This window comes from Winslowiella iniecta (genome assembly GCF_001267535.1).
GTDB classification, from domain to species: Bacteria; Pseudomonadota; Gammaproteobacteria; order Enterobacterales; family Enterobacteriaceae; genus Erwinia; species Erwinia iniecta.
Window position 1 is genome coordinate 35,188 of record NZ_JRXE01000024.1, and the last position, 21,059, is coordinate 56,246.

Annotated in this window: 19 protein-coding genes; 10 read left to right on the forward strand and 9 right to left on the reverse strand. The window is 51.7% G+C overall.

Annotated features, from left to right (window positions below; all coding sequences use genetic code 11):
* Positions 1-164: 164 nt before the first annotated feature.
* Positions 165-920: a LuxR family transcriptional regulator gene (locus NG42_RS16325; RefSeq protein ID WP_052900873.1), complete on the reverse strand. Its 756-nt coding sequence runs from the start codon at positions 918-920 to the stop codon at positions 165-167.
* A gap of 273 nt (positions 921-1,193) precedes the next feature.
* Positions 1,194-2,474, reverse strand: coding sequence for a glutamate-1-semialdehyde 2,1-aminomutase (gene hemL, locus NG42_RS16330; RefSeq protein WP_052900875.1), 1,281 nt, complete (start codon positions 2,472-2,474; stop codon positions 1,194-1,196).
* A gap of 231 nt (positions 2,475-2,705) precedes the next feature.
* On the opposite strand from hemL, the gene erpA reads away from it, so the two are divergent.
* Positions 2,706-3,053 (forward strand): iron-sulfur cluster insertion protein ErpA, encoded by a 348-nt coding sequence (erpA, locus tag NG42_RS16335; RefSeq protein WP_052900881.1) that lies wholly within the window; start codon positions 2,706-2,708, stop codon positions 3,051-3,053.
* 38 nt (positions 3,054-3,091) lie between these two features.
* Here erpA and NG42_RS16340 read toward each other — a convergent pair whose 3' ends face one another.
* From NG42_RS16340 to mtnN, 3 genes are all read right to left on the reverse strand, one after another.
* Positions 3,092-3,346: a hypothetical protein gene (locus NG42_RS16340; RefSeq protein WP_052900884.1), complete on the reverse strand. Its 255-nt coding sequence runs from the start codon at positions 3,344-3,346 to the stop codon at positions 3,092-3,094.
* A gap of 147 nt (positions 3,347-3,493) precedes the next feature.
* Positions 3,494-4,288, reverse strand: a complete 795-nt coding sequence (gene btuF, locus NG42_RS16345) for a vitamin B12 ABC transporter substrate-binding protein BtuF (protein WP_052900887.1) — start codon at positions 4,286-4,288, stop codon at positions 3,494-3,496.
* Positions 4,281-4,976, reverse strand: a complete 696-nt coding sequence (mtnN, locus tag NG42_RS16350; RefSeq protein ID WP_052900890.1) for a 5'-methylthioadenosine/S-adenosylhomocysteine nucleosidase — start codon at positions 4,974-4,976, stop codon at positions 4,281-4,283. Before mtnN ends, btuF begins: the two co-directional genes overlap by 8 nt.
* A 97-nt stretch (positions 4,977-5,073) precedes the next feature.
* Between mtnN and dgt the strand changes: the two genes are divergently transcribed.
* The 3 genes from dgt (at position 5,074) to NG42_RS16365 (ending at position 9,503) form a co-directional block, all read left to right on the forward strand.
* Positions 5,074-6,567 (forward strand): dGTPase, encoded by a 1,494-nt coding sequence (gene dgt, locus NG42_RS16355; RefSeq protein ID WP_052900893.1) that lies wholly within the window; start codon positions 5,074-5,076, stop codon positions 6,565-6,567.
* Between the two features lie 146 nt (positions 6,568-6,713).
* Positions 6,714-8,159: a serine endoprotease DegP gene (gene degP, locus NG42_RS16360; RefSeq protein ID WP_052900896.1), complete on the forward strand. Its 1,446-nt coding sequence runs from the start codon at positions 6,714-6,716 to the stop codon at positions 8,157-8,159.
* A 186-nt stretch (positions 8,160-8,345) separates the two neighbouring features.
* A complete protein-coding gene (locus NG42_RS16365; protein ID WP_052900899.1) occupies positions 8,346-9,503 on the forward strand; it encodes a CdaR family transcriptional regulator in 1,158 nt (385 codons plus the stop codon).
* 55 nt (positions 9,504-9,558) lie between these two features.
* Here NG42_RS16365 and NG42_RS16370 read toward each other — a convergent pair whose 3' ends face one another.
* The 4 genes from NG42_RS16370 to map form a co-directional block, all read right to left on the reverse strand.
* Positions 9,559-9,951, reverse strand: coding sequence for a DUF3461 family protein (locus NG42_RS16370; RefSeq protein WP_052900902.1), 393 nt, complete (start codon positions 9,949-9,951; stop codon positions 9,559-9,561).
* A gap of 341 nt (positions 9,952-10,292) precedes the next feature.
* On the reverse strand, positions 10,293-11,117 hold the full coding sequence (gene dapD / locus NG42_RS16375) for a 2,3,4,5-tetrahydropyridine-2,6-dicarboxylate N-succinyltransferase (protein ID WP_052900905.1): 825 nt from the start codon (positions 11,115-11,117) through the stop codon (positions 10,293-10,295).
* 116 nt (positions 11,118-11,233) lie between these two features.
* Positions 11,234-13,888: a bifunctional uridylyltransferase/uridylyl-removing protein GlnD gene (gene glnD, locus NG42_RS16380; RefSeq protein ID WP_052900909.1), complete on the reverse strand. Its 2,655-nt coding sequence runs from the start codon at positions 13,886-13,888 to the stop codon at positions 11,234-11,236.
* A 91-nt stretch (positions 13,889-13,979) separates the two neighbouring features.
* Positions 13,980-14,774 (reverse strand): type I methionyl aminopeptidase, encoded by a 795-nt coding sequence (map, locus tag NG42_RS16385; protein ID WP_052900912.1) that lies wholly within the window; start codon positions 14,772-14,774, stop codon positions 13,980-13,982.
* Between the two features lie 380 nt (positions 14,775-15,154).
* On the opposite strand from map, the gene rpsB reads away from it, so the two are divergent.
* The 6 genes from rpsB to ispU all read left to right on the forward strand — a co-directional run bounded on the left by rpsB (position 15,155) and on the right by ispU (position 21,052).
* Positions 15,155-15,880 carry a 30S ribosomal protein S2 gene (gene rpsB, locus NG42_RS16390; RefSeq protein WP_052900915.1) on the forward strand — a complete coding sequence of 242 codons (726 nt, stop codon included), beginning with the start codon at positions 15,155-15,157 and terminating at the stop codon, positions 15,878-15,880.
* A 222-nt stretch (positions 15,881-16,102) separates the two neighbouring features.
* Positions 16,103-16,951, forward strand: a complete 849-nt coding sequence (gene tsf / locus NG42_RS16395) for a translation elongation factor Ts (RefSeq protein WP_052900918.1) — start codon at positions 16,103-16,105, stop codon at positions 16,949-16,951.
* Positions 16,952-17,234: 283 nt separating this feature from the next.
* Positions 17,235-17,960 carry a UMP kinase gene (pyrH, locus tag NG42_RS16400; RefSeq protein WP_052900921.1) on the forward strand — a complete coding sequence of 242 codons (726 nt, stop codon included), beginning with the start codon at positions 17,235-17,237 and terminating at the stop codon, positions 17,958-17,960.
* A 188-nt stretch (positions 17,961-18,148) separates the two neighbouring features.
* Positions 18,149-18,706 carry a ribosome recycling factor gene (gene frr / locus NG42_RS16405; RefSeq protein WP_052900923.1) on the forward strand — a complete coding sequence of 186 codons (558 nt, stop codon included), beginning with the start codon at positions 18,149-18,151 and terminating at the stop codon, positions 18,704-18,706.
* A gap of 204 nt (positions 18,707-18,910) precedes the next feature.
* The gene (ispC, locus tag NG42_RS16410; protein WP_052900926.1) at positions 18,911-20,113 is read left to right on the forward strand and encodes a 1-deoxy-D-xylulose-5-phosphate reductoisomerase; all 1,203 of its coding nucleotides are present in this window, start codon (positions 18,911-18,913) and stop codon (positions 20,111-20,113) included.
* 186 nt (positions 20,114-20,299) lie between these two features.
* Entirely contained in the window at positions 20,300-21,052 is a 753-nt protein-coding gene (ispU, locus tag NG42_RS16415; protein ID WP_052900929.1) for a (2E,6E)-farnesyl-diphosphate-specific ditrans,polycis-undecaprenyl-diphosphate synthase, read from the forward strand.
* The last annotated feature ends 7 nt before the right edge of the window (positions 21,053-21,059 follow it).

Genomic DNA, 21,059 nt, shown 5'->3' on the forward strand with positions numbered 1-21,059 from the left:
ATTTTTTCTGTTTGGCTTACCCGCGCGAGATGGGCTGGCAGAAATTGCTTTTGATAGCGTATTGCTGCTGCTGAGATGGCGAAATAAAGTGTCTTTTTTAATTAAATCACTCACTCCTGGAGTGAGTTAGTTAATCTTAAAAGCAGGAATTGGTTTTTAAATTATCAGTTCTTTTGCACTAAACTGTTGTCAGATAGTGCAGGAGGGTGAAGCTTCAGTTCAATTCCTAAAATAATGGCGTGCTTTGCGTTTATTGCGCCCAGTTTTTTAACGATATTTCCCATAAGAAATTTTATTGTGGTAACTTTAATATTTAGTGAACAGGCTATTTCAGCGTAGGTTTTACCTTGACTGGCAAGATAAATAACCTCACTCTCACGGAGAGTGAGTGGTCCCAATTTTCTCTTGTCTGGCAGAGCGGCGTCAGATTCATCCTGGTAAAGTGATAATGTTTTTTTATGCGTAGAGATAAGTAGTGATTGTAATCTGTCTCGTTCATTAATTATCGCGGTTTTAGTCGCTTCGTCACAGTGCTCCCCCATCACTATAGATAATAGTGCCAGATTGTTTTTGTAATCATGAAGAGTAAAGGTACAGCCATTTTTAATGTCGTAATTTTCCCCCATTCTGTAAAGCATGGGAAGTTTGAACTGTGCTCTTAACATAATGTCCTCATCCCATAAAAAACCATCCACACTGGAGAGGCACTTAATAATCACCGGATCAACAAGTTGATAACTGTTTTTTAAATATAGGTCGGCCCATTCTGAGTAGTTGGTGATTACCATCATATTGACAGGGTTTTCTTTATTTATTATCGCGTAGGCATATTTAATTCTTCCATAGGGTTTTATTTTATCCTCTAAATGTTCTTTTATAATGTGATTAATATTTTCGTTATTAAAAAAACCGTCAGGCATTTCTCCATCCTCATGCACAGGTTTGTCATCAAATTATAGAGCAAACAGTCAGTAAGATTATCGTTAAGCATTTTTTGCAGTATATCGTTGTTGTACTGTGATAACCCTTTGATACTTAAGATTTCCGCCTGCCACGATTCGGATTGTAGATGTATTGCCAGTCGTATTCCTTTTCACATCCTGCCGTGCAAGTAGTTGCAGGTAGCATACAAATCCACTTCCGCCAGATTTATCGCTTTCCTGCAACTTAAGCTATCAGTCTACATTCAGCGATTACAATTTCGCAAAGCTGCGCTGCGCTGCATCGATAGTACGCTGAATATCTTCTTCACTGTGGGCCAGTGACATAAAGCCCGCTTCAAAGGCTGACGGCGCAAGGTAAACGCCTTCTTCCAGCATCAGATGGAAGAATTTCTTAAAGCGCTCAACGTCGCACTGCGTTACATCCTGATAGCAGGTCACCGTCTCAGCATCGGTAAAGAACAGACCAAACATGCCGCCCACATGGTTAACGACTAACGGAATGTTTTCGGCTTTCGCTGCTGCCAGCAGGCCGTCGGCCAGTTGAGTGGTCAGCGCGGTCAGTTGCTGATGTGTGCCAGCTTTGGCAATTTCACTCAGACAAGCAAAGCCCGCCGCCATGGCGATCGGGTTACCGGAAAGGGTGCCCGCCTGGTAAACCGGTCCGGTGGGTGCCAGGGCATCCATTACTTCACGACGGCCGCCAAATGCGCCGACCGGCATCCCGCCGCCGATAATCTTACCAAGACAAGTCAGGTCCGGTTTAACGCCGTAGTGTGCTTGTGCACCCGCCAGCGCCACGCGGAAACCGGTCATCACTTCATCGATAATCAGCAGCGCACCAAACTCATCACACAGCGCGCGCAGGCCTGGCAGGAAATCGGCGTGCGGCGGAATACAGTTCATATTGCCCGCGACCGGTTCGACGATAATACAGGCGATATCCTGCGGATATTGTTCGAATGCCGCGCGTACTGAGTCCAGATCGTTATAGGTGCAGGTCAGAGTATGCTTCGCGAAGTCTGCCGGTACACCCGGTGAGTTCGGCTGGCCGAGGGTCAGCGCGCCGGAGCCAGCTTTGACCAGCAGGCAGTCGGCATGACCGTGATAGCAGCCTTCAAATTTAATAATTTTGTCGCGGTGCGTGAAGCCGCGCGCCAGACGAATAGCACTCATGGTCGCTTCAGTACCGGAGTTCACCATCCGCACCATATCCATGGTTGGCACCAGCTGACACACCAGCTCGGCCATTTTCACTTCCATCTCGGTCGGCGCGCCGAAGCTCAGGCCGCGTTCAGCCGCTGCGATAACCGCGTCACGGATTGCCGGGTGATTATGACCCAGCACCATGGGTCCCCAGGACCCGACGTAGTCGATATAGGCTTTACCATCAGCATCATAGAGGTAAGCGCCGTTCGCGCGCTCGATGAAAAGCGGTACGCCGCCGACACCGGTGAATGCGCGCACCGGAGAGTTAACCCCACCGGGAATTAACTTTTGTGCCTGGGCATACAGGTTTTCAGACTTACTCATGGATCGGCTCCTGGAACGTACGTTAGAAAAAATCATCACTATTCTAAGGGAACATGCCGGGCTGTTGAAAGGCGAGTAGCACGATTGACGTATTTTGTTGCCGAAGCACAGAGTGCCAATACTTGATTGCGATACCAGGCTATTAGATAATAACAAAAGCTATGGTCAGCGAAATCTTTAGGTAGACTGGCCTGACAGGCATCAGCCTGAACGCATTACTGGAGTGTTTAAATGAGCGACGATGTAGCAGCACTGCCTCTGCAATTTACTGATGCAGCAGCCAGCAAGGTGAAAAACCTGATTTCCGATGAAGATAACCCGGACCTGAAACTGCGTGTGTATATTACCGGCGGTGGATGCAGCGGTTTCCAGTATGGTTTTACCTTCGACGATAAAATTAATGACGGCGATATGACCATTGAGAAGTCGGGCGTGGCGCTGGTGGTTGACCCGATGAGCCTGCAATATCTGGTAGGCGGCTCGGTTGACTACACCGAAGGGCTGGAAGGTTCACGTTTTATTGTGACCAATCCAAATGCTAAAACCACCTGCGGCTGTGGTTCCTCTTTCAGCATCTAAGCTGAAAAAAAAGGGCGAAATTGCTTCGCCCTTTCTGTTTACCATTCGACGGTGATCAGCCGTTGTTCCTGCTGAGTCTTCGCATCCTTGCTTAACCTGCTTTCGGTCACCCTGGGCTGGGCCGATTCACGTGGTCCGCAATCAATTTGCGGCCGTCTTTGATTGTCACCGACATGGCCATTTACATGGCAAGGTGTATAGAGGGTCAATCGCACTTTGATACTGCCACTAACGGTGGCGGCGCTGAGTGTATTAACCATCAACAGACCTGCGGCCAGAATAATGGCTTTCATGGTGCTGAGCTTCCTGGTGTATTCGGTGCGCAACCACGCACCTTAACGTGTTAACAGATAACGCCATCGGTTAACGGTACTGATTAAATAACGGCAGTTGGTGCTGTTTCTTTAGCCGATTTTTTTCGGTCTTGATGAAACCATTTTTTAGTGTTGTAACGCTGCGCAGAGTTGCTCAGCGGCGAGAATAATACGCGGACCTGCACGGCTGAACCAGTCATCATTGATGGCAACGACCGGAACCGCCAGCTGTGGCTGCCAGAACTGTTTTACCGCTGTAATCTTTCCGGCGTCGCCAGCAATCACTATCGCTTGCGGATGGCGCATCAATACCTGCTCACGACTGACCTGTGGCCAGGGAACCTGACTGTCGGCAAAAATATTGTCACCGCCACACAGCTGCACTATCTGGTTTTGTAAGGTTGCCTGTGAAGTGGTAAACAACGGTTGCAGCCCAAACTGTAAGAACACCGTTTTACGTTGTGACTGCGCATAGCGCTGACGCAGGGCAGTAAAGCGCGCTTGCAAACGATCGGCATGTTGTTGTGCCAGCTGTGGATTGTTGCTCCACGGTTCAAGTTGCCGAATGGCAGCGATCACGGCATCAATGGTTTGCGGGTCGATCCAGACAATGTTCAGCCCTAACGCCTGCAACTGGGTAATCTGCCGCTGGAGATTGCCACCGCGCCATGCCAGCACCACATCCGGTTTTAGCGCCAGAATGCGCTCAATATTGATCCCTTGCCAGTTGGCAACCTGTTCGATCTGACGTGCGTCAGCGGGATAATCGGAGTACGCACTGACGGCAACCGGCGTAATACCTGCGGCAAAAGCCAGCTCGGTAAGATGAGGAGCCAGCGTAATCACCCGCGGCGCGGTTGCTGCCAAGGCCGCAACAGGCAGCATCAGCAGCAACAGCAGGGTGTTAATCCACTTAGCCACGCAGATTATTCAGCAGGGTTTCTACCATCAGTGAAGATTGCTGAGCTGCCACCACCAGGAACTCATCAAAGCTCAGGTGAGATTCCTGATCGGCCACGTCTGAAATTGCGCGGATCACCACAAATGGCGTGTTGAACTGATGGCAAACATGGCCGATAGCGGTCGCTTCCATTTCCACCGCAATCGCCTGTGGGAAAGCGCTGCGAATGCGTGCCAGCGGTTCAGCGCCGTTGATAAAGGCATCGCCGCTGACCACCAGGCCACGTACCGCGTTGAGATTAAGCTGGGCAATGCAGCTTTCTGCTGCGGCAATCAGTTTTTCGTCGGCAGTAAAGGCCGCCGGGCAACCGGCCATCTGGCCGAATTCATAACCGAATGCGGTGACGTCTGCATCGTGATAGCGCACTTCGTCTGAGACCACGATGTCGCCGACTTTTAGCGTCGGGGCCAGGCCGCCAGCGGAGCCGGTATTGATAACAAAGTCAGGTTTGCACAGCTCCAGCAGCAGTGCGGTACCCATCGCGGCAGATACTTTACCGATGCCTGATTTCAGCAGCGCAACCTCAACGCCGTTCAGTGTACCGGTATAGATTTCACAACCGGCCAGCGTCAGCGTTTGACGGTTTTCAATCTTGTCACGCAGCAGGGTAACTTCCTGCTCCATTGCCCCAATAATGCCTGCTTTCATAGTGATACTCGCTAATAGGGTGGAATTAATCGCTTAAAGTGATGCATAGTTTACCATGGTTGGATTGGATATATTCACGCATCAGGTGAGGGGATTTATGGCAGAGATTAATTTCAGGAAGAAAATCAGTTTTCAGCGGCCATACAATAACCGCGACGAACCGGTCGGTGAATATAATATTACCCGCCACTTTGAAAGTGATCGTGGACGGATTATTAACTCTGCCGCCATTCGGCGCTTACAGCAGAAAACGCAGGTGTTTCCGCTGGAGCGTAATGCTGCCGTGCGTTCGCGCCTGACGCATTCGCTGGAGGTTCAGCAGACCGGCCGCTTTATCGCCAAAGAGATTATCGAGACGCTGAAATCGAGCGGAGGGCTGGAAAAATATGGCTTAGCCGATTTTGCCGGGGCGTTTGAAAGTCTGGTCGAGATGTCCTGCCTGTTGCATGACGTCGGTAATCCGCCGTTCGGCCACTTTGGCGAATCGGCGATAAACGACTGGTTTAATGACAATTTGCCCGCTGAACTGGTCGACGCGCAGGTCGCTGGTGTGTTCAATGATGAGCAGATGAAAGCCTTTCGTCAGCTGAATGATATGATCCGCCAGGATCTCTGTCATTTCGAAGGGAATGCGCAGGCTATCCGGCTGGTGCATACGCTGTTGCAACTGAATCTCACCTATTCTCAGGTCGCCTGTATTTTAAAATATACCGCCCCTGCCTGGTGGCAAGGCGATAAACCGGCGGAATTTACCACGCTGATGAAAAAGCCCGGTTTTTATCTGTCGGAGCAGGATTATATTGCTGAACTGCGAGCCGCCACCCAAATTGATGAGCATCATCGTTATCCGCTGACATATATAATGGAAGCCGCCGACGATATCTCTTATTGCATTGCCGACCTGGATGATGCGGTGGAAAAAGATATCTTTACTGTCAAAGCGCTGTATGAATATCTGGAGCAGGCATGGGGTAAAGCAAAAAACGGGGATGCGTTTAGCCGCACCGTGGGTTATGCGTGGAAGTCGGCGAATGGCAACGGGCGTTTTCGCAGTCAGAGCGATCAGTTTTTTATGTCGTTACGCGTTAGCGTACAGAATGTTTTAGTCAGTTACGCGGTGAAACGCTTTATTGAAAATCTTGCCGCTATCTTTGCCGGAAACTTTAATCATGCATTGTTAGAGGATGACGGTGAGGAAGGGCGATTACTGGCGATTTTCAAAGCGGTGGCGCGTAAGCATGTGTTTAATCATGCGGAAGTGGAACAGCTGGAACTGCAGGGGTATCGGGTGATGAAGGGGCTGCTGGATATCTATAAACCCCTGCTGGAGCTAAATTACGAAGATTTTACCACGCTGATGAATGACGACTTCCTTAAAGGCCGGCCAATTGAAACCCGGCTATTTCATAAACTTTCTGGTAAGCACCGGAAAGCCTATCAGCAAAAAATGCGTGGCATTATTGTGGAACATAAGTATCAGCGTCTGTTATGGGAACGTTATTATCGCGCCCGCCTGATGCAGGATTATATCAGTGGCATGACCGATCTGTATGCCTGGGATGAATATCGTCGGCTGATGGCGGTTGAATAAGGTCGAGTTAATCCGATTTGTAAAGGCGAAGAATAATTTTTTACCATTTCCAAACACTTAAACATGAACTTCGCGCTAAAAACTTAATCTTATCATCGTGACCACAGCAATGGTCTGCATCATTGTCAGAGACGAGAAAACGATAAATGAAAAAAACAACTTTAGTATTGAGCGCGCTGGCTCTGAGCCTGGGTATGGCGATGAATCCGGTAACCGCGTCGGCCGCTGAAACGGCCTCTTCTTCCACCCAGCAATTGCCAAGCCTGGCACCGATGCTGGAAAAAGTCATGCCGTCGGTCGTCAGCATTAACGTTGAGGGCAGTACCACCGTGCGCACTCCGCGCTTACCACAGCAATTCCAGCAGTTCTTTGGCGGGAATTCACCTTTCTGTCAGGACGGTTCACCTTTCCAGAACTCCCCGATGTGTCAGGGCGGCGGACAGAATGGTCAGGACGGCCAGGATGGCAGCAATACACAGCAAGAGAAATTCCGTGCGCTTGGCTCCGGTGTGGTGATTGACGCGGCGAAAGGCTATGTGGTGACCAATAACCACGTGGTGGATAACGCCACGAAAATCCAGGTACAGATTAGCGACGGGCGTAAATATGAAGCCAAAGTGATCGGTAAGGATCCGCGCTCCGATATCGCCCTGATTCAGTTGCAGGACTTTAAAAATCTCACCGCCATCAAACTGGCAGACTCTGATGACCTGCGGGTTGGCGACTATACCGTTGCGATTGGTAACCCGTACGGTCTGGGTGAAACAGTCACTTCGGGTATCGTGTCGGCACTGGGGCGTAGTGGCCTGAATGTCGAGAATTATGAAAACTTTATCCAGACCGATGCGGCAATTAACCGCGGTAACTCTGGCGGCGCATTGGTTAACCTGAACGGCGAGCTGATTGGTATCAACACCGCGATCCTTGCGCCGGACGGTGGCAATATCGGTATCGGCTTTGCTATCCCGAGCAATATGGTGAAAAACCTGACCTCACAGATGGTGGAATATGGTCAGGTGAAACGAGGTGAGCTGGGAATCCTCGGTACCGAGTTGAACTCCGAACTGGCGAAAGCGATGAAAGTCGACGCTCAGCGTGGTGCCTTTGTCAGTCAGGTAATGCCAAACTCATCCGCAGCTAAAGCCGGTATCAAAGCGGGCGATGTGATTGTCTCGCTCAACAAAAAACCAATTTCCAGCTTCTCAGCGCTGCGTGCGCAGGTGGGTACGCTGCCGGTAGGTTCGAAGATGGAACTTGGCCTGCTTCGTGATGGCAAGCCGGTGACGGTCAATGTTGAGCTGCAACAGAGTACGCAGACCAAAGTGGATTCCGGTACGATTTATACCGGTATCGAAGGTGCGGACCTGAGCAATATTGAGGTTAACGGACACAAAGGCGTCAAAGTCGACAGCGTGAAGCCGGGTACCGCAGCGGCACGAATCGGCCTGAAAAAGGATGATGTGATCCTTGGCGTTAATCAGCAGGCTGTCGCGAATCTGGGTGAATTACGTAAGATCCTCGATAGCAAGCCTTCAGTGCTGGCGCTGAATATTCAGCGTGGTGATACTTCCCTCTATCTGCTTATGCAGTAACTCCTGAACGTGTCGGTGCCTTGTGCACCGGCACGAATTCCTGCCCGGTTTCTCCCGCTTTTTCTGCCCCATTTGTGATAGCCACCGCAATTTTCGTCACTGCTGCACTGCTCTGTGCATCTGCACAATGTTTCGCGCCACTCTCCCGGCTATGCTGATTATCCCTATGCTTTGCAGGAGTGTTTGATGGCCACCTATCATCTGGATGCACGTCTGGCCCAGGAGATCGTCGCACGTACCATGAAAATTATTGACAGCAATGTCAACGTGATGGATGCGCGCGGCCGTATCGTCGGCAGCGGCGATCGTGAACGCATTGGGGAAATGCACGAGGGAGCCTTGCTGGCGCTTTCTCAGGCGCGGGTGGTGGATATCGATGATGCTGTGGCGAAACATCTGCATGGCGTGCGGCCGGGGATTAACCTGCCGCTGCGTATCGATGGCGATATTGTTGGCGTGATTGGCCTGACCGGCGATCCGCAGGCGCTGCGTCACTATGGTGAGCTGGTGTGCATGACCGCAGAGATGATGCTGGAGCAAGCTCGCTTACTGCATATGCTGGCTCAGGACAGTCGTCTGCGTGAAGAGTTGGTCCTTAATCTGATTCGCAGTGAAACCTTGTCGCCCGCGCTAATGGACTGGGCGCAGCGGTTGGGAATTGACCTCCAGCAGCCGCGTGTGGTGGCGGTAGTGGAAGTGGACAGCGGCCAGCTCGGCGTGGATAGCGCGATGTCAGAGTTGCAGCAGTTACAAACCCTGCTGACTACCCCGGAGCGCGATAATCTGATTGCGATTGTTTCCCTGACGGAAATGGTGGTGCTGAAACCGGCGTTGAATACCCATGGTCGCTACGACCAGGAGGATCACCGGCGGCGGGTTGAGCAGCTGCTGTCGCGTATGAAAGAGAGCGGTCATTTGCGCATTCGCATCGCGTTGGGTAACTTTTTTACCGGTGAGGGCAACATTGCGCGATCCTACCGTACGGCGCACACTACCATGCTGGTGGGTAAGCAACGGATGCCTGAACAGCGTAGCTATTTCTATCAGGATCTGGTGCTGCCGGTGTTGCTGGATAGTTTGCGCGGGGGCTGGCAGGCTAATGAGCTGTCGCGTCCATTGGCTAAGTTAAAAACGCTGGATAATAACGGCCTGCTGCGTCGTACCCTGATTTCCTGGTTCAGCAATAATGTGCAGCCATCGGCGACGGCAAAAGCGCTGTTTATTCATCGAAATACGCTGGAGTATCGTCTGAATCGTATTTCAGAACTGACCGGACTGAATCTGAGTAACTTTGATGATCGGCTGCTGCTGTATGTGGCATTGCAGCTGGATGAACAGCCGTAACAGAGGTTTTAAATCGGCATTAAACGGGCGGAAAGGGTTCCGCCCGTGAGGGAAATCAACGACCGTTGCGGGTCAATTTTTCCAGGTCAGATTCGATTTCGCTGATCTTGTTAGCGACCACACTTTCCAGATGACGCAGATCGTCGAGGATTTTACGTTTCAGATCGACTTCAACCTGATCGCGCTGACAAATCTGATCGAGCTCGTCGATCACGTAACGCAGATTAGGGCTGATTTCCTGCACTTCTTTGTAACCCTGACCCATGCTGTCGCTGACGACTGTTTTACGCTGACGCGGATATTTAAACTTCACGCTCTTGGCGAAAAACTCACCTTTGTCTTTGCGGAAATAAATTTTCAGGATGTCGTTGTTGGCTTCCTGACGCAGGCTGTAGCGGTCAATGTCGCCAGGGTTAGCGATGCCCAGACTCTTCAAATTATCATACATAACAATAGTTTCCTTTGTAAGTTGGTGTCGATCCGGCTGCGCGTCGTGAATACTGCGTTGTGCAGTGCTCGCAATCCTCATGGACTTTAGTCCACTGCGGTTGCTGCGCGCTTACGCCTTGTCTTCACTTAGCTCACTCGTCTCGTACTAATGCGAACAATGTGGTCGTATTAGTGAAAACGGGAGAAACAGTCACAGAGATGTTGGTGATTAACTGGCGCGGATTATCGCCTGAAATGTGAGCAAGATCACCTGTTAACCGCTGAGGCGCAACAGGTAATGAGACGGGGAAGTGTAAAGAAAAAATTACGGGCCACGGCAGTGGCCCGCAAGGGAGAATCTTAGTCGATGGTGCGCAGCAGTTCGTTGATGCCGGTTTTGCCGAGGGTTTTCGCGTCAACTTTCTTGACGATTACCGCGCAGTAAAGGCTGTAGCTGCCGTCTTTTGATGGCAGGTTACCGGAGACAACCACTGAACCCGCTGGTACGCGGCCGTAATGCACTTCGCCGGTTTCGCGGTCGTAGATTTTGGTGCTCTGACCGATATACACGCCCATTGAGATCACTGAGCCTTCTTCAACAATCACGCCTTCCACGATTTCAGAGCGTGCGCCGATAAAGCAGTTATCTTCGATGATGGTTGGGTTCGCCTGTAATGGCTCCAGAACACCACCGATACCCACGCCACCAGACAGGTGAACGTTTTTACCAATCTGCGCGCAAGAACCAACGGTTGCCCAGGTATCAACCATCGAGCCTTCATCAACGTAAGCGCCGATGTTGACGTAAGAAGGCATCAGCACGGTATTGCGGGCGATAAATGCGCCCTGACGAACCGCGGCAGGTGGCACAACGCGGAAACCTTCTTTCTTAAAGCGCGCATCGTCGTAGTCGGCAAATTTCATCGGCACTTTGTCGTAATAACGACTTTCAGCGCCATCAATCACCTGATTGTCATTGATGCGGAACGACAGCAGTACCGCCTTCTTCAGCCACTGATGTGTCACCCACTCACCGTCAATCTTTTCAGCAACGCGCAGCGCGCCGCTGTCCAGCAGGCTGATCACCTGATTTACGGCTTCACGGGTTACGGTATCAGCGTTAGCTGGTGTAATGTCGGCACGGCGCTCGAAGGCCGCTTCAATAACACTCTGTAATTGTTGCATTAAGTTACTTTTCCTGTATCAATTAAATCGCAGGGGAGCCGCTGCGGCTCCCGGTGCCTTTTTACGGCACGGACGATAAAACGCCGCCCCTGCGCATGGTAAAAAACAAATCTTCGTCACACTTTATCGTTTGGATTAAGTGCCTCTGTCAACCGTTGTTGCAACACATCGCGTAATTCGGCATCAAGTGCGCGACGATCGCTGTTTGCCAGAATAAATAAATCCTCAACCCGCTCGCCGATGGTGCTAATTCTGGCTCCGTGCAGCGACACGCCCAGGTCAGAGAACACTTCGCCAACGCGGGCCAGCAGGCCCGGCTGATCAAGCGCCACCAGTTCAAGATAAGTGCGGCGATCGGTATGGGTCGGTAAGAAATTGACTGCGGTCTCGACATTAAAGTGTTTCAGCCTCGCCGCCTGTCGGCGGGTGCGCGGCGGTACCCAACGGGTCTGGGTAATCGCCTGCTCCAGCGCCTGGCTAATCATCAGGTGGCGATCCGGTGACAGCGGGCTGCCATCCGGCTCCAGCACGATAAAGGTGTCCATCGCCATACCGTCACGGCTGGTAAAAATCTGTGCATCGTGCACGCTGAGGTTGCGACGATCCAGCTCACCGGCAACCGCCGCAAACAGGTAAGGGCGGTCCGGGCTCCAGATAAAGATTTCGGTGCCGCCGCGTGTGGCTTGCGGACTGACCAGTACCAGCGGCTGTTTCAGATCGTGATTCATCAGATGGCGCGCATGCCAGGCCAGCTGATTCGGCGTATGACGCAGGAAGTAGTCGGCACGACAGCGGCCCCAAATCTGATGCAGCGCTTCTTCATCAATATTATCCATGCGCAGCAGCGCCAGCGCCTGTAAGCGGTGATGACGCACACGTTCGCGTAGATCCGGACTGTTTTCCATACCGCGACGCAGCTGTTTTTCCGTGGCGAAAAACAGTTCGCGCAACAGACTCTGCTTCCAGCTGTTCCACAGATTTTCATTGGTCGCACAGATATCGGCCACCGTCAGGCACACCAGATAGCGCAGACGGTTTTCATTCTGCATCACCTCGGCGAACTGCTGAATAACGCCAGGATCCTGAATATCACGGCGCTGCGCGGTGACGGACATCAGCAAGTGATGGCGTACCAGCCAGGCAACCAATTGGGTCTCGCGCGAGTTCAGACCGTGCATTTCGGCAAACTCCAGCGCATCCTGCGCCCCTAAAATCGAGTGGTCGCCGCCACGCCCTTTGGCGATATCATGAAACAGCGCCGCCATCAGCAGCAGTTCAAGCTGCGGCAGGCGCGGCCAGAGTTCGACGCACAGCGGATGTCGCGGGCGGGTGCTCTCATCGGCAAAGCTTTCCAGCTTTTGCAGCACGCGAATGGTGTGTTCATCGACGGTATAAGCATGAAACAGGTCAAACTGCATCTGCCCGACGATATTGCCCCACTGCGGCATATAGGCCCAGAGTACACTGTGACGATGCATCGGCAACAGCGCCCGGCTGACCGCACCAGGATGGCGCAATATGGCGAGAAATAGCTGACGTGCTTCCGGAATGGTACACAGTGGCTCTTTAAGATTACGGCGGGCGTGGCGCAGCTGGCGTAAGGTGGTCGAATAGATGCCGCTGATATTTTGATTGCGCACCATGGTGTAAAACATGCGCATAATCGCTTCCGGCTGACGTTCAAACAGCGTCTCGTCGCGCAGATCGATCAATGTGCCGCGCAACTGGAAGTCATCATCAATCGCCCGCGGTTTTTCATCCGGGCCCAGTGCCAGAATCGCTTCGTCAAACAGCTGCAACAGCATCTGATTCAGTTCACTGATGCGACGGGTGACGCGATAAAAATCTTTCATCATGCGTTCTACCGGCTCGTTGCCTTCACCCTGATAATTCAGGCGTTGAGCGACATTCAGCTGGCGGTCGAACAGCAGGCGGTTGTCATAGCGCGGTAATGACAGGTGCAGCGCAAAGCGCATACGCCATAACAGGCTCTGACACTCGTTTAGTTCATTACGTTCGGCCTCGGTTAAAAAACCAAATCCGACCATTTCGTCCAGCGAGGTGGCACCAAAATGCCGCCGGGCGACCCACAACAACGTGTGAATATCGCGCAGGCCGCCGGGGCTGCTTTTAATGTCTGGTTCGAGGTTATAACTGGTGCCGTGATAGCGTTTATGGCGCTCTTTTTGCTCTTCCAGTTTGGCAGCGAAAAAGCAGGAAGAGGGCCAGAAGCCGTCGCTGAAAACATTCTTCTGTAATTCGAGGAACAGCGCGACATCACCGATCAGCATGCGCGATTCAATCAGGTTGGTCGCCACGGTCAGGTCAGAAAGCCCTTCCAGCAGGCACTCTTCCAGCGTGCGCACGCTGTGACCCACTTCCAGTTTCAGATCCCACATGAGCGTCAGCAGCTCGCCGGTGCGCTGTGCCGCCTGTTCTGACAGCGGTTTGCGGCTAAGAATCAGCACATCTATATCAGAAAGCGGATGCAGCTCACCGCGACCATAGCCGCCGACGGCAACCAGCGCGATATCGCTCATCGCTTCGAAGCCATAAAAACGCCATAGCCGACGCAACAGACGATCGATAAACAGGGTGCGGGCGTCAATCAACGCTTCTGCATTTTCACCGGCGTCAAAGGCATCAGCCAGCTGTTGCTGAAAGGCATCCAGATGCTGTCTCAGTGTCTCGCGGGTGAGTTGTTTATCATCCCACCAGGCGGGGGAGTCTGACAGTCCGATATTCACTTTTTCCGTCACGCTATTGCTCATCTGCGCTCTCTCCTGGCGATTAGCTTTATCAGACATAAAAAAAGCCGGCTACAGAGCCGGCCTTAATTAACGCAAGGAAATGAAGGGCCTGTTAGCCTTCATTTACTAACACTTGTTCGATGGTGTCATCTTTACGCAGCGTTAAAATTTCACAGCCGTTTTCTGTCACCACAATAGTATGCTCGTACTGTGCGGACAAGCTGCGATCTTTAGTTTTTACCGTCCAGCCATCTTTCATGCTGCGAATGCGGTAATCACCGGCATTGACCATCGGTTCGATGGTGAAAGTCATGCCTGCCTGCAGGACCACGCCGCCATCATCCGCGTCGTAGTGCAGCACCTGTGGCTCTTCATGGAAGCCTTTACCGATACCGTGACCGCAATATTCACGCACCACAGAGAAATCTTGCGCTTCAACAAACTTTTGGATTTCACGACCCAGCGTGCGCAGACGAATGCCTGGCTTCACCATACGCAGTGACAGATACAAGCTTTCCTGAGTCACGCGGCACAGACGCTCGCCCTGAATAGTCGGTTTGCCGACGATAAACATTTTTGAGGTATCGCCGTGATACTCATCTTTGATCACGGTAACGTCGATATTGACGATATCACCATCGCGCAGGATTTTGTCGTCGCTGGGAATGCCGTGACACACCACTTCGTTAACCGAGATACAGACTGATTTTGGAAAACCGTGGTAGCCGAGGCAGGCAGAAACCGCTTGCTGCTGATTGACGATATGGTCGTGGCAAATACGGTCCAGTTCAGCGGTGGTCACACCGGGTTTGACGTGCGGTTCGATCATCTCCAGCACTTCGGCTGCCAGACGGCCTGCAACGCGCATCTTCTCGATTTCTTCTGGGGTTTTTATTGAAATAGCCATTAAATTTTTTCCGCGAATGTCGTCTTTTTCGACAATAATATAGGCTGCGCCGCGCCATTCCGGCGTGCGCCAGCGTGCTGCATAAGCTTAGTCATACAATGTTAACAGCCTGCCCTGGCGCTGCCAAATGCAGTTTGTGGCACGTCAACGCTGACAACAATTATTGGCGTCAGAGGCGGTATTATGGTATAAAGCGCGCCGACGATTCTATGTACGATGTTGTCTGTTGTACGAGAAACGCATAAATCTCATTATGTGTAAATAACACACACGTATCGACACATACGCCGGGGTGCCTGCGAAGAGCGTTATCGCTGTTCAGGGTCGGTTGTATGGGATATGTGGAGGCCCAACCCCAAATAATCTATATAGAGGTAATCATGGCAACTGTTTCCATGCGCGACATGCTCAAGGCTGGTGTTCACTTCGGTCACCAGACCCGTTACTGGAACCCGAAAATGAAGCCATTCATCTTCGGTGCACGTAACAAAGTTCACATCATCAACCTTGAACAAACTGTACCAATGTTCAACGAAGCTCTGGCTGAACTGAACAAGATCTCTGCCCGTAAAGGTAAGATCCTGATCGTTGGTACTAAGCGCGCTGCAAGCGAAGCGGTAAAAGAAGCTGCTCTGAGCTGCGACCAGTTCTTCGTTAACCATCGCTGGTTGGGTGGCATGCTGACTAACTGGAAAACCGTTCGTCAGTCCATCAAACGTCTGAAAGATCTGGAAACTCAGTCTCAGGACGGTACCTTCGAGAAGCTGACCAAGAAAGAAGCACTGATGCGTGCTCGTGAACTGGCCAAGCTGGAAAACAGCCTGGGCGGTATCAAAGATATGGGCGGCCTGCCAGATGCACTGTTCGTTGTTGATGCTGACCACGAACACATCGCAATCAAAGAAGCAAACAACCTGGGTATTCCGGTATTTGCTATCGTTGATACTAACTCTGATCCAGATGGCGTTGATTTCGTTATCCCTGGTAACGACGATGCGATCCGTGCTGTAAGCCTGTACCTGACTGCAGTGGCTACCACTGTTCGCGAAGGTCGTTCTCAGGATCTGGCTCAGCAAGCTGAAGAAAACTTCGCTGACGCTGAGTAATAAGGCTAGCTCTTAACCGAGCCCTTAATACCAAAAAGCATCCGTCAGGATGTCTGGTATAGTCAGATAGTGATCTGTAAGGGGCCCTCAAGGCCCCTTTATTGTTTTTAAGTCTGCTTTGCCGGGCTTCAGGCCGGGCGGGGTAGAGTAAATCTCCTGCGAATTAAACACTGTTGCTACCATGTGTACGCAGCAGGTTCACAGTTAACCGAGGAATTTAGAATGGCTGATATTACCGCTGCTCTGGTAAAAGAACTGCGCGAGCGTACTGGCGCTGGCATGATGGATTGTAAAAAAGCGCTGACTGAAGCGAACGGCGACATTGAGCTGGCTATCGAAAACATGCGTAAGTCTGGCGCAATCAAAGCCGCGAAAAAAGCGGGTAACGTTGCTGCTGACGGCGTGATCAAAACCAAAATCGCTGGCGACTACGCTGTGATTCTGGAAGTTAACTGCCAGACTGACTTTGTTGCTAAAGATGGTGGCTTCCTGGCATTTGTTGAGGAAGTTCTGGATGCAGCAGTAGCGGGTAAAGTTACTGATGTTGAAGTGCTGAAAGCGCAATTTGAAGAGCAGCGCGTAGCGCTGGTTGCCAAAATCGGCGAGAACATCAACATCCGTCGCGTTCAGATTCTGGAAGGCGAGCAGCTGGGCAGCTACCAGCACGGCGCACGTATCGGCGTACTGGTTTCTGCAAAAGGCGCTGACGAAGAGCTGATTAAGCAAGTTGCAATGCACGTTGCAGCAAGCAAGCCAGAATTCGTTAATCCAGAAGACGTGTCAGCAGATGTGGTTGAGAAAGAGTACCAGGTTCAGCTGGACATCGCTATGCAGTCTGGCAAGCCTAAAGAAATCGCAGAGAAAATGGTTGAAGGCCGTATGAAGAAATTCACCGGCGAAGTTTCTCTGACCGGTCAGCCTTTCGTTATCGATCCAGGCAAAACCGTTGGTCAGGCACTGAAAGAGAAAGGTGCTTCCGTGATCAACTTCATCCGCTTTGAAGTGGGCGAAGGCATCGAGAAAGTTGAAAGCGACTTCGCAGCAGAAGTTGCGGCCATGTCTAAGCAGTAATCATGGTCCTGAGGAACCGCCATTTATGGCGGTTCTTTTTTACCCGTCGTCCTTGATACCACAGCTGTGCTGCTGCTCTTGCTCACCGAATTACTGACTGATGTCAGCTCATCGGGATTCGTTCGCTTGCGCCTTGCTGTAGCGCCAATGACTTAGGGTAAAGTTAGTACGACAAGTAACACCCATTTTCAGTCTCATCCCAATAGCATTTCTATCTGGCTAAGCGGATGATACATCAGATTTAACTCTTCCAATTTGATGATAGCTTCCAGGAAAAAAGACCATGGCTACCAATGCAAAACCTGTATATCAACGTATCCTGCTAAAACTGAGCGGTGAAGCACTGCAAGGTGCCGAAGGTTTTGGTATCGACGCAAGCGTGCTCGATCGTATGGCGCAAGAAGTTAAAGAGCTGGTCGAGCTCGGCATTCAGGTGGGCGTGGTGATCGGCGGTGGTAACCTGTTCCGCGGTGCCGGTCTGGCACAGGCTGGCATGAACCGTGTTGTTGGCGACCATATGGGGATGCTGGCAACCGTGATGAACGGCCTTGCGATGCGTGATGCGCTGCACCGTGCCTATGTCAATGCGCGCCTGATGTCAGCGATTCCGCTGAATGGCGTGTGTGACAACTACAGCTGGGCTGAAGCTATCAGTTTACTGCGTAACAATCGCGTCGTGATCTTCTCTGCCGGTACCGGTAACCCATTCTTTACCACTGACTCGGCAGCTTGCCTGCGCGGCATCGAAATCGAAGCCGACGTGGTACTGAAAGCCACCAAAGTTGACGGCGTTTACTCTGCCGACCCGGTGAAGAACCCGGATGCCGTACTGCACGATCAACTGACTTATCAGGACGTGCTGGAACGTGAACTGAAGGTGATGGATCTGGCGGCATTCACCCTGGCACGCGACCACTCGCTGCCTATTCGTGTGTTCAATATGAACAAGCCAGGTGCACTGCGTCGCGTGGTAATGGGTGAAAAAGAAGGTACTCTGATTACGCATTAATACCCGTCACGGCGTAAAATAGGGTATATTCTGTTGGTGCGAAGCGCTCCATTCAGGATGATAGCCAAACCCGTTCGGGTTGCGGGCACGCCTTTGCAACCCAAAGTGTAACGGCTTTATCGACGATTATTTAAACGGGTCTTAGCTGGCTAAGGCTTGCCTGGTAACCAGAATCCAAGGGTTCCAACGTGATTAACGACATCAGAAAAGATGCAGAACAGCGCATGGATAAATGCGTAGATTCATTCAAAAACCATATCAGCAAAATCCGCACTGGCCGTGCGTCACCAAGCATTCTCGACGGTATTATGGTTGAGTACTATGGTGCCGCCACCCCGTTGCGTCAGCTTGCCAACGTGACCGTTGAAGATTCACGTACGTTGAAAATTAACGTGTTTGACCGCTCTTTAAGTCAGGCCGTTGAAAAAGCCATCATGACTTCTGATTTGGGTCTGAACCCAAGTTCAGCAGGCACTGATATCCGTGTTCCACTGCCAGCACTGACTGAAGAGCGTCGTAAAGACCTGATTAAAGTGGTGCGCGGTGAAGCGGAGCAGGGTCGTGTTTCAGTGCGTAACGTGCGTCGTGATGCTAACGACAAAGTAAAAGCGCTGCTGAAAGACAAAGAGATCAGTGAAGACGAAGAACGTCGTTCACAGGATGATATTCAGAAAATGACCGACGTCTTTATCAAGAAAATTGATTCAACGCTGGCCGAAAAAGAAGCGGAACTGATGGAATTCTGATTTCCCTCATGCACCGTTGAAACGCCGTACAGATTCCCGTTCAGACCGAATGGCGGGTCTGGCGGCGTTTTTCGTTTGGATGGGTGATAGTCCATACAAATCATCGTTACGGGCGGCGAGAATGCCGCCTTTACACCGTTCTGAACGCAGGGGCGGCGTTCTCGCCGCTCGCTTGCATGGAACGATATTAGGTACGTAGACCTTATGAAGCAATTGACCATCCTCGGCTCGACCGGTTCAATCGGCACCAGCACCCTGGCAGTGGTGCGTGAAAATCCCCATTTGTTCGCCGTGAAGGCGCTGGTTGCCGGACGCAATGTCGAGCTGATGGCCGAGCAGTGTCAGATCTTCCGTCCCGCCTATGCGGCGATGTCTGATGAGGCTTCGGCGCAGGCGTTGCGTCAACGCTTACAGCAGCTGAATGTTGCCACTGAAGTCTTCGCCGGAGAGCAGGCTGCCTGCGAACTGGCTGCGCTGGATGATGTCGATCAGGTGATGGCGGCGATCGTCGGTGCTGCCGGTCTGTTGCCCACTCTGGCGGCGATTCGCGCCGGTAAAACTATTCTGCTGGCGAATAAAGAGGCACTGGTCACCTGCGGTCGGCTGTTTATGGATGAGGTTCGCCACGCCAACGCGCAGTTGCTGCCGATTGATAGCGAACACAATGCGATTTTTCAGAGTTTGCCTGCTTCCATCCAGCAGCAGTTAGGTTACGCTAACCTCGGGGAAAATGGCATCGACAGCATTATCCTCACGGGATCGGGTGGTCCGTTTCGGGAAACGCCGCTGGCCGCGCTTAACAGCATGACGCCGGATCAGGCTTGTGCGCATCCGAACTGGTCGATGGGACGTAAAATCTCCGTCGATTCGGCCACCATGATGAATAAAGGTTTGGAATACATTGAAGCCCGCTGGTTATTTAATGCCACTGATGCCCAGATGGAAGTGATACTGCACCCACAGTCGGTGATTCACTCCATGGTGCGTTACCGTGATGGCAGCGTGATAGCACAACTGGGTTCGCCAGATATGCGCACGCCCATTGCCCATGCGATGGCCTGGCCGCAACGCGTTAGCGCCGGTGCAACGCCGCTCGATTTTACCCGCATGGGAGCACTTACTTTTGCCGAGCCAGATTTTGCTCGCTACCCCTGTCTGAAACTGGCGATGGATGCCTGTGAAGCGGGTCAGTCTGCGACCACGGCGTTAAACGCGGCGAATGAAGTGGCTGTCTCGGCGTTCCTGAATACAGAGATTCGTTTCACCGATATTGCCGCACTGAACAGCGCGGTACTGGCGTCGCTTTCCTGTCAGGAACCGCAGAGTGTTGAAGCTGTGATCGAGATCGATAAACTGGCGCGTGTTGCGGCAACTGCGTTGCTACCACGCTTTGCTGCCCGGCGTTAATTCAACGATTTGCGGCGTCGCCATTTGTTAGGCGAAGCCGGAAATGGTATAGTCAGCAGCTTCCGTTTAGCAGTCACGACCTGTTACAACGGTAGTGAGAGCCGTGTGAAACACGGCTTTTTTGCGCCAGCGTGCAAGGTATTCAGAAACCGTTGTATTTCTGATTAAAGGAAATAATTACGCGTTATGTCGTCCGAAAATCAATTACAAGCCGATGACCAGCTCGGGGCTGGCCCCCACCATGTGGCCATCATTATGGATGGCAACGGTCGCTGGGCAAAGAATCAAGGCAAATTGCGCATCTCTGGTCATAAAGCGGGAGTGAAATCGGTTCGTCGCGCTGTAAGCTTTGCCGTGAGCAATAAGCTTGATGCGCTCACGCTTTATGCCTTCAGTAGCGAAAACTGGAACCGTCCGCCGCAGGAAGTGATGGCGTTGATGGAGCTTTTCGTCTGGGCACTCGACAGCGAAGTCAAAAGTCTGCATAAGCATAATGTTCGTTTGCGAATTATTGGTGACATCAGTCGCTTTAATTTACGCTTACAAGAGCGCATTCGCCGCGCTGAGGAACTTACTCAACAAAATAATGGACTAACGCTCAACATTGCCGCGAATTATGGCGGCCGTTGGGATATTATCCATGGCGTAAGACAAATTGCCGAACAGGTGCAGGAAGGATTACTGCGTCCCGATCAAATCGAGGAAGAGACCCTGGAGAAGCATCTTTGTCTTAACACGCTGGCGCCAGTGGATCTGGTAATAAGGACCGGGGGAGAACATCGCATCAGTAACTTCCTGCTGTGGCAAGTGGCCTACGCAGAGTTTTACTTTACTGATGTTCTTTGGCCTGATTTTGATGAACAAGTTTTTGAAGGTGCAATGAATGCTTTCTCACACCGAGAGCGCCGGTTTGGCGGCGCAGCACCTGGTGGCGCCTGAGCGCACT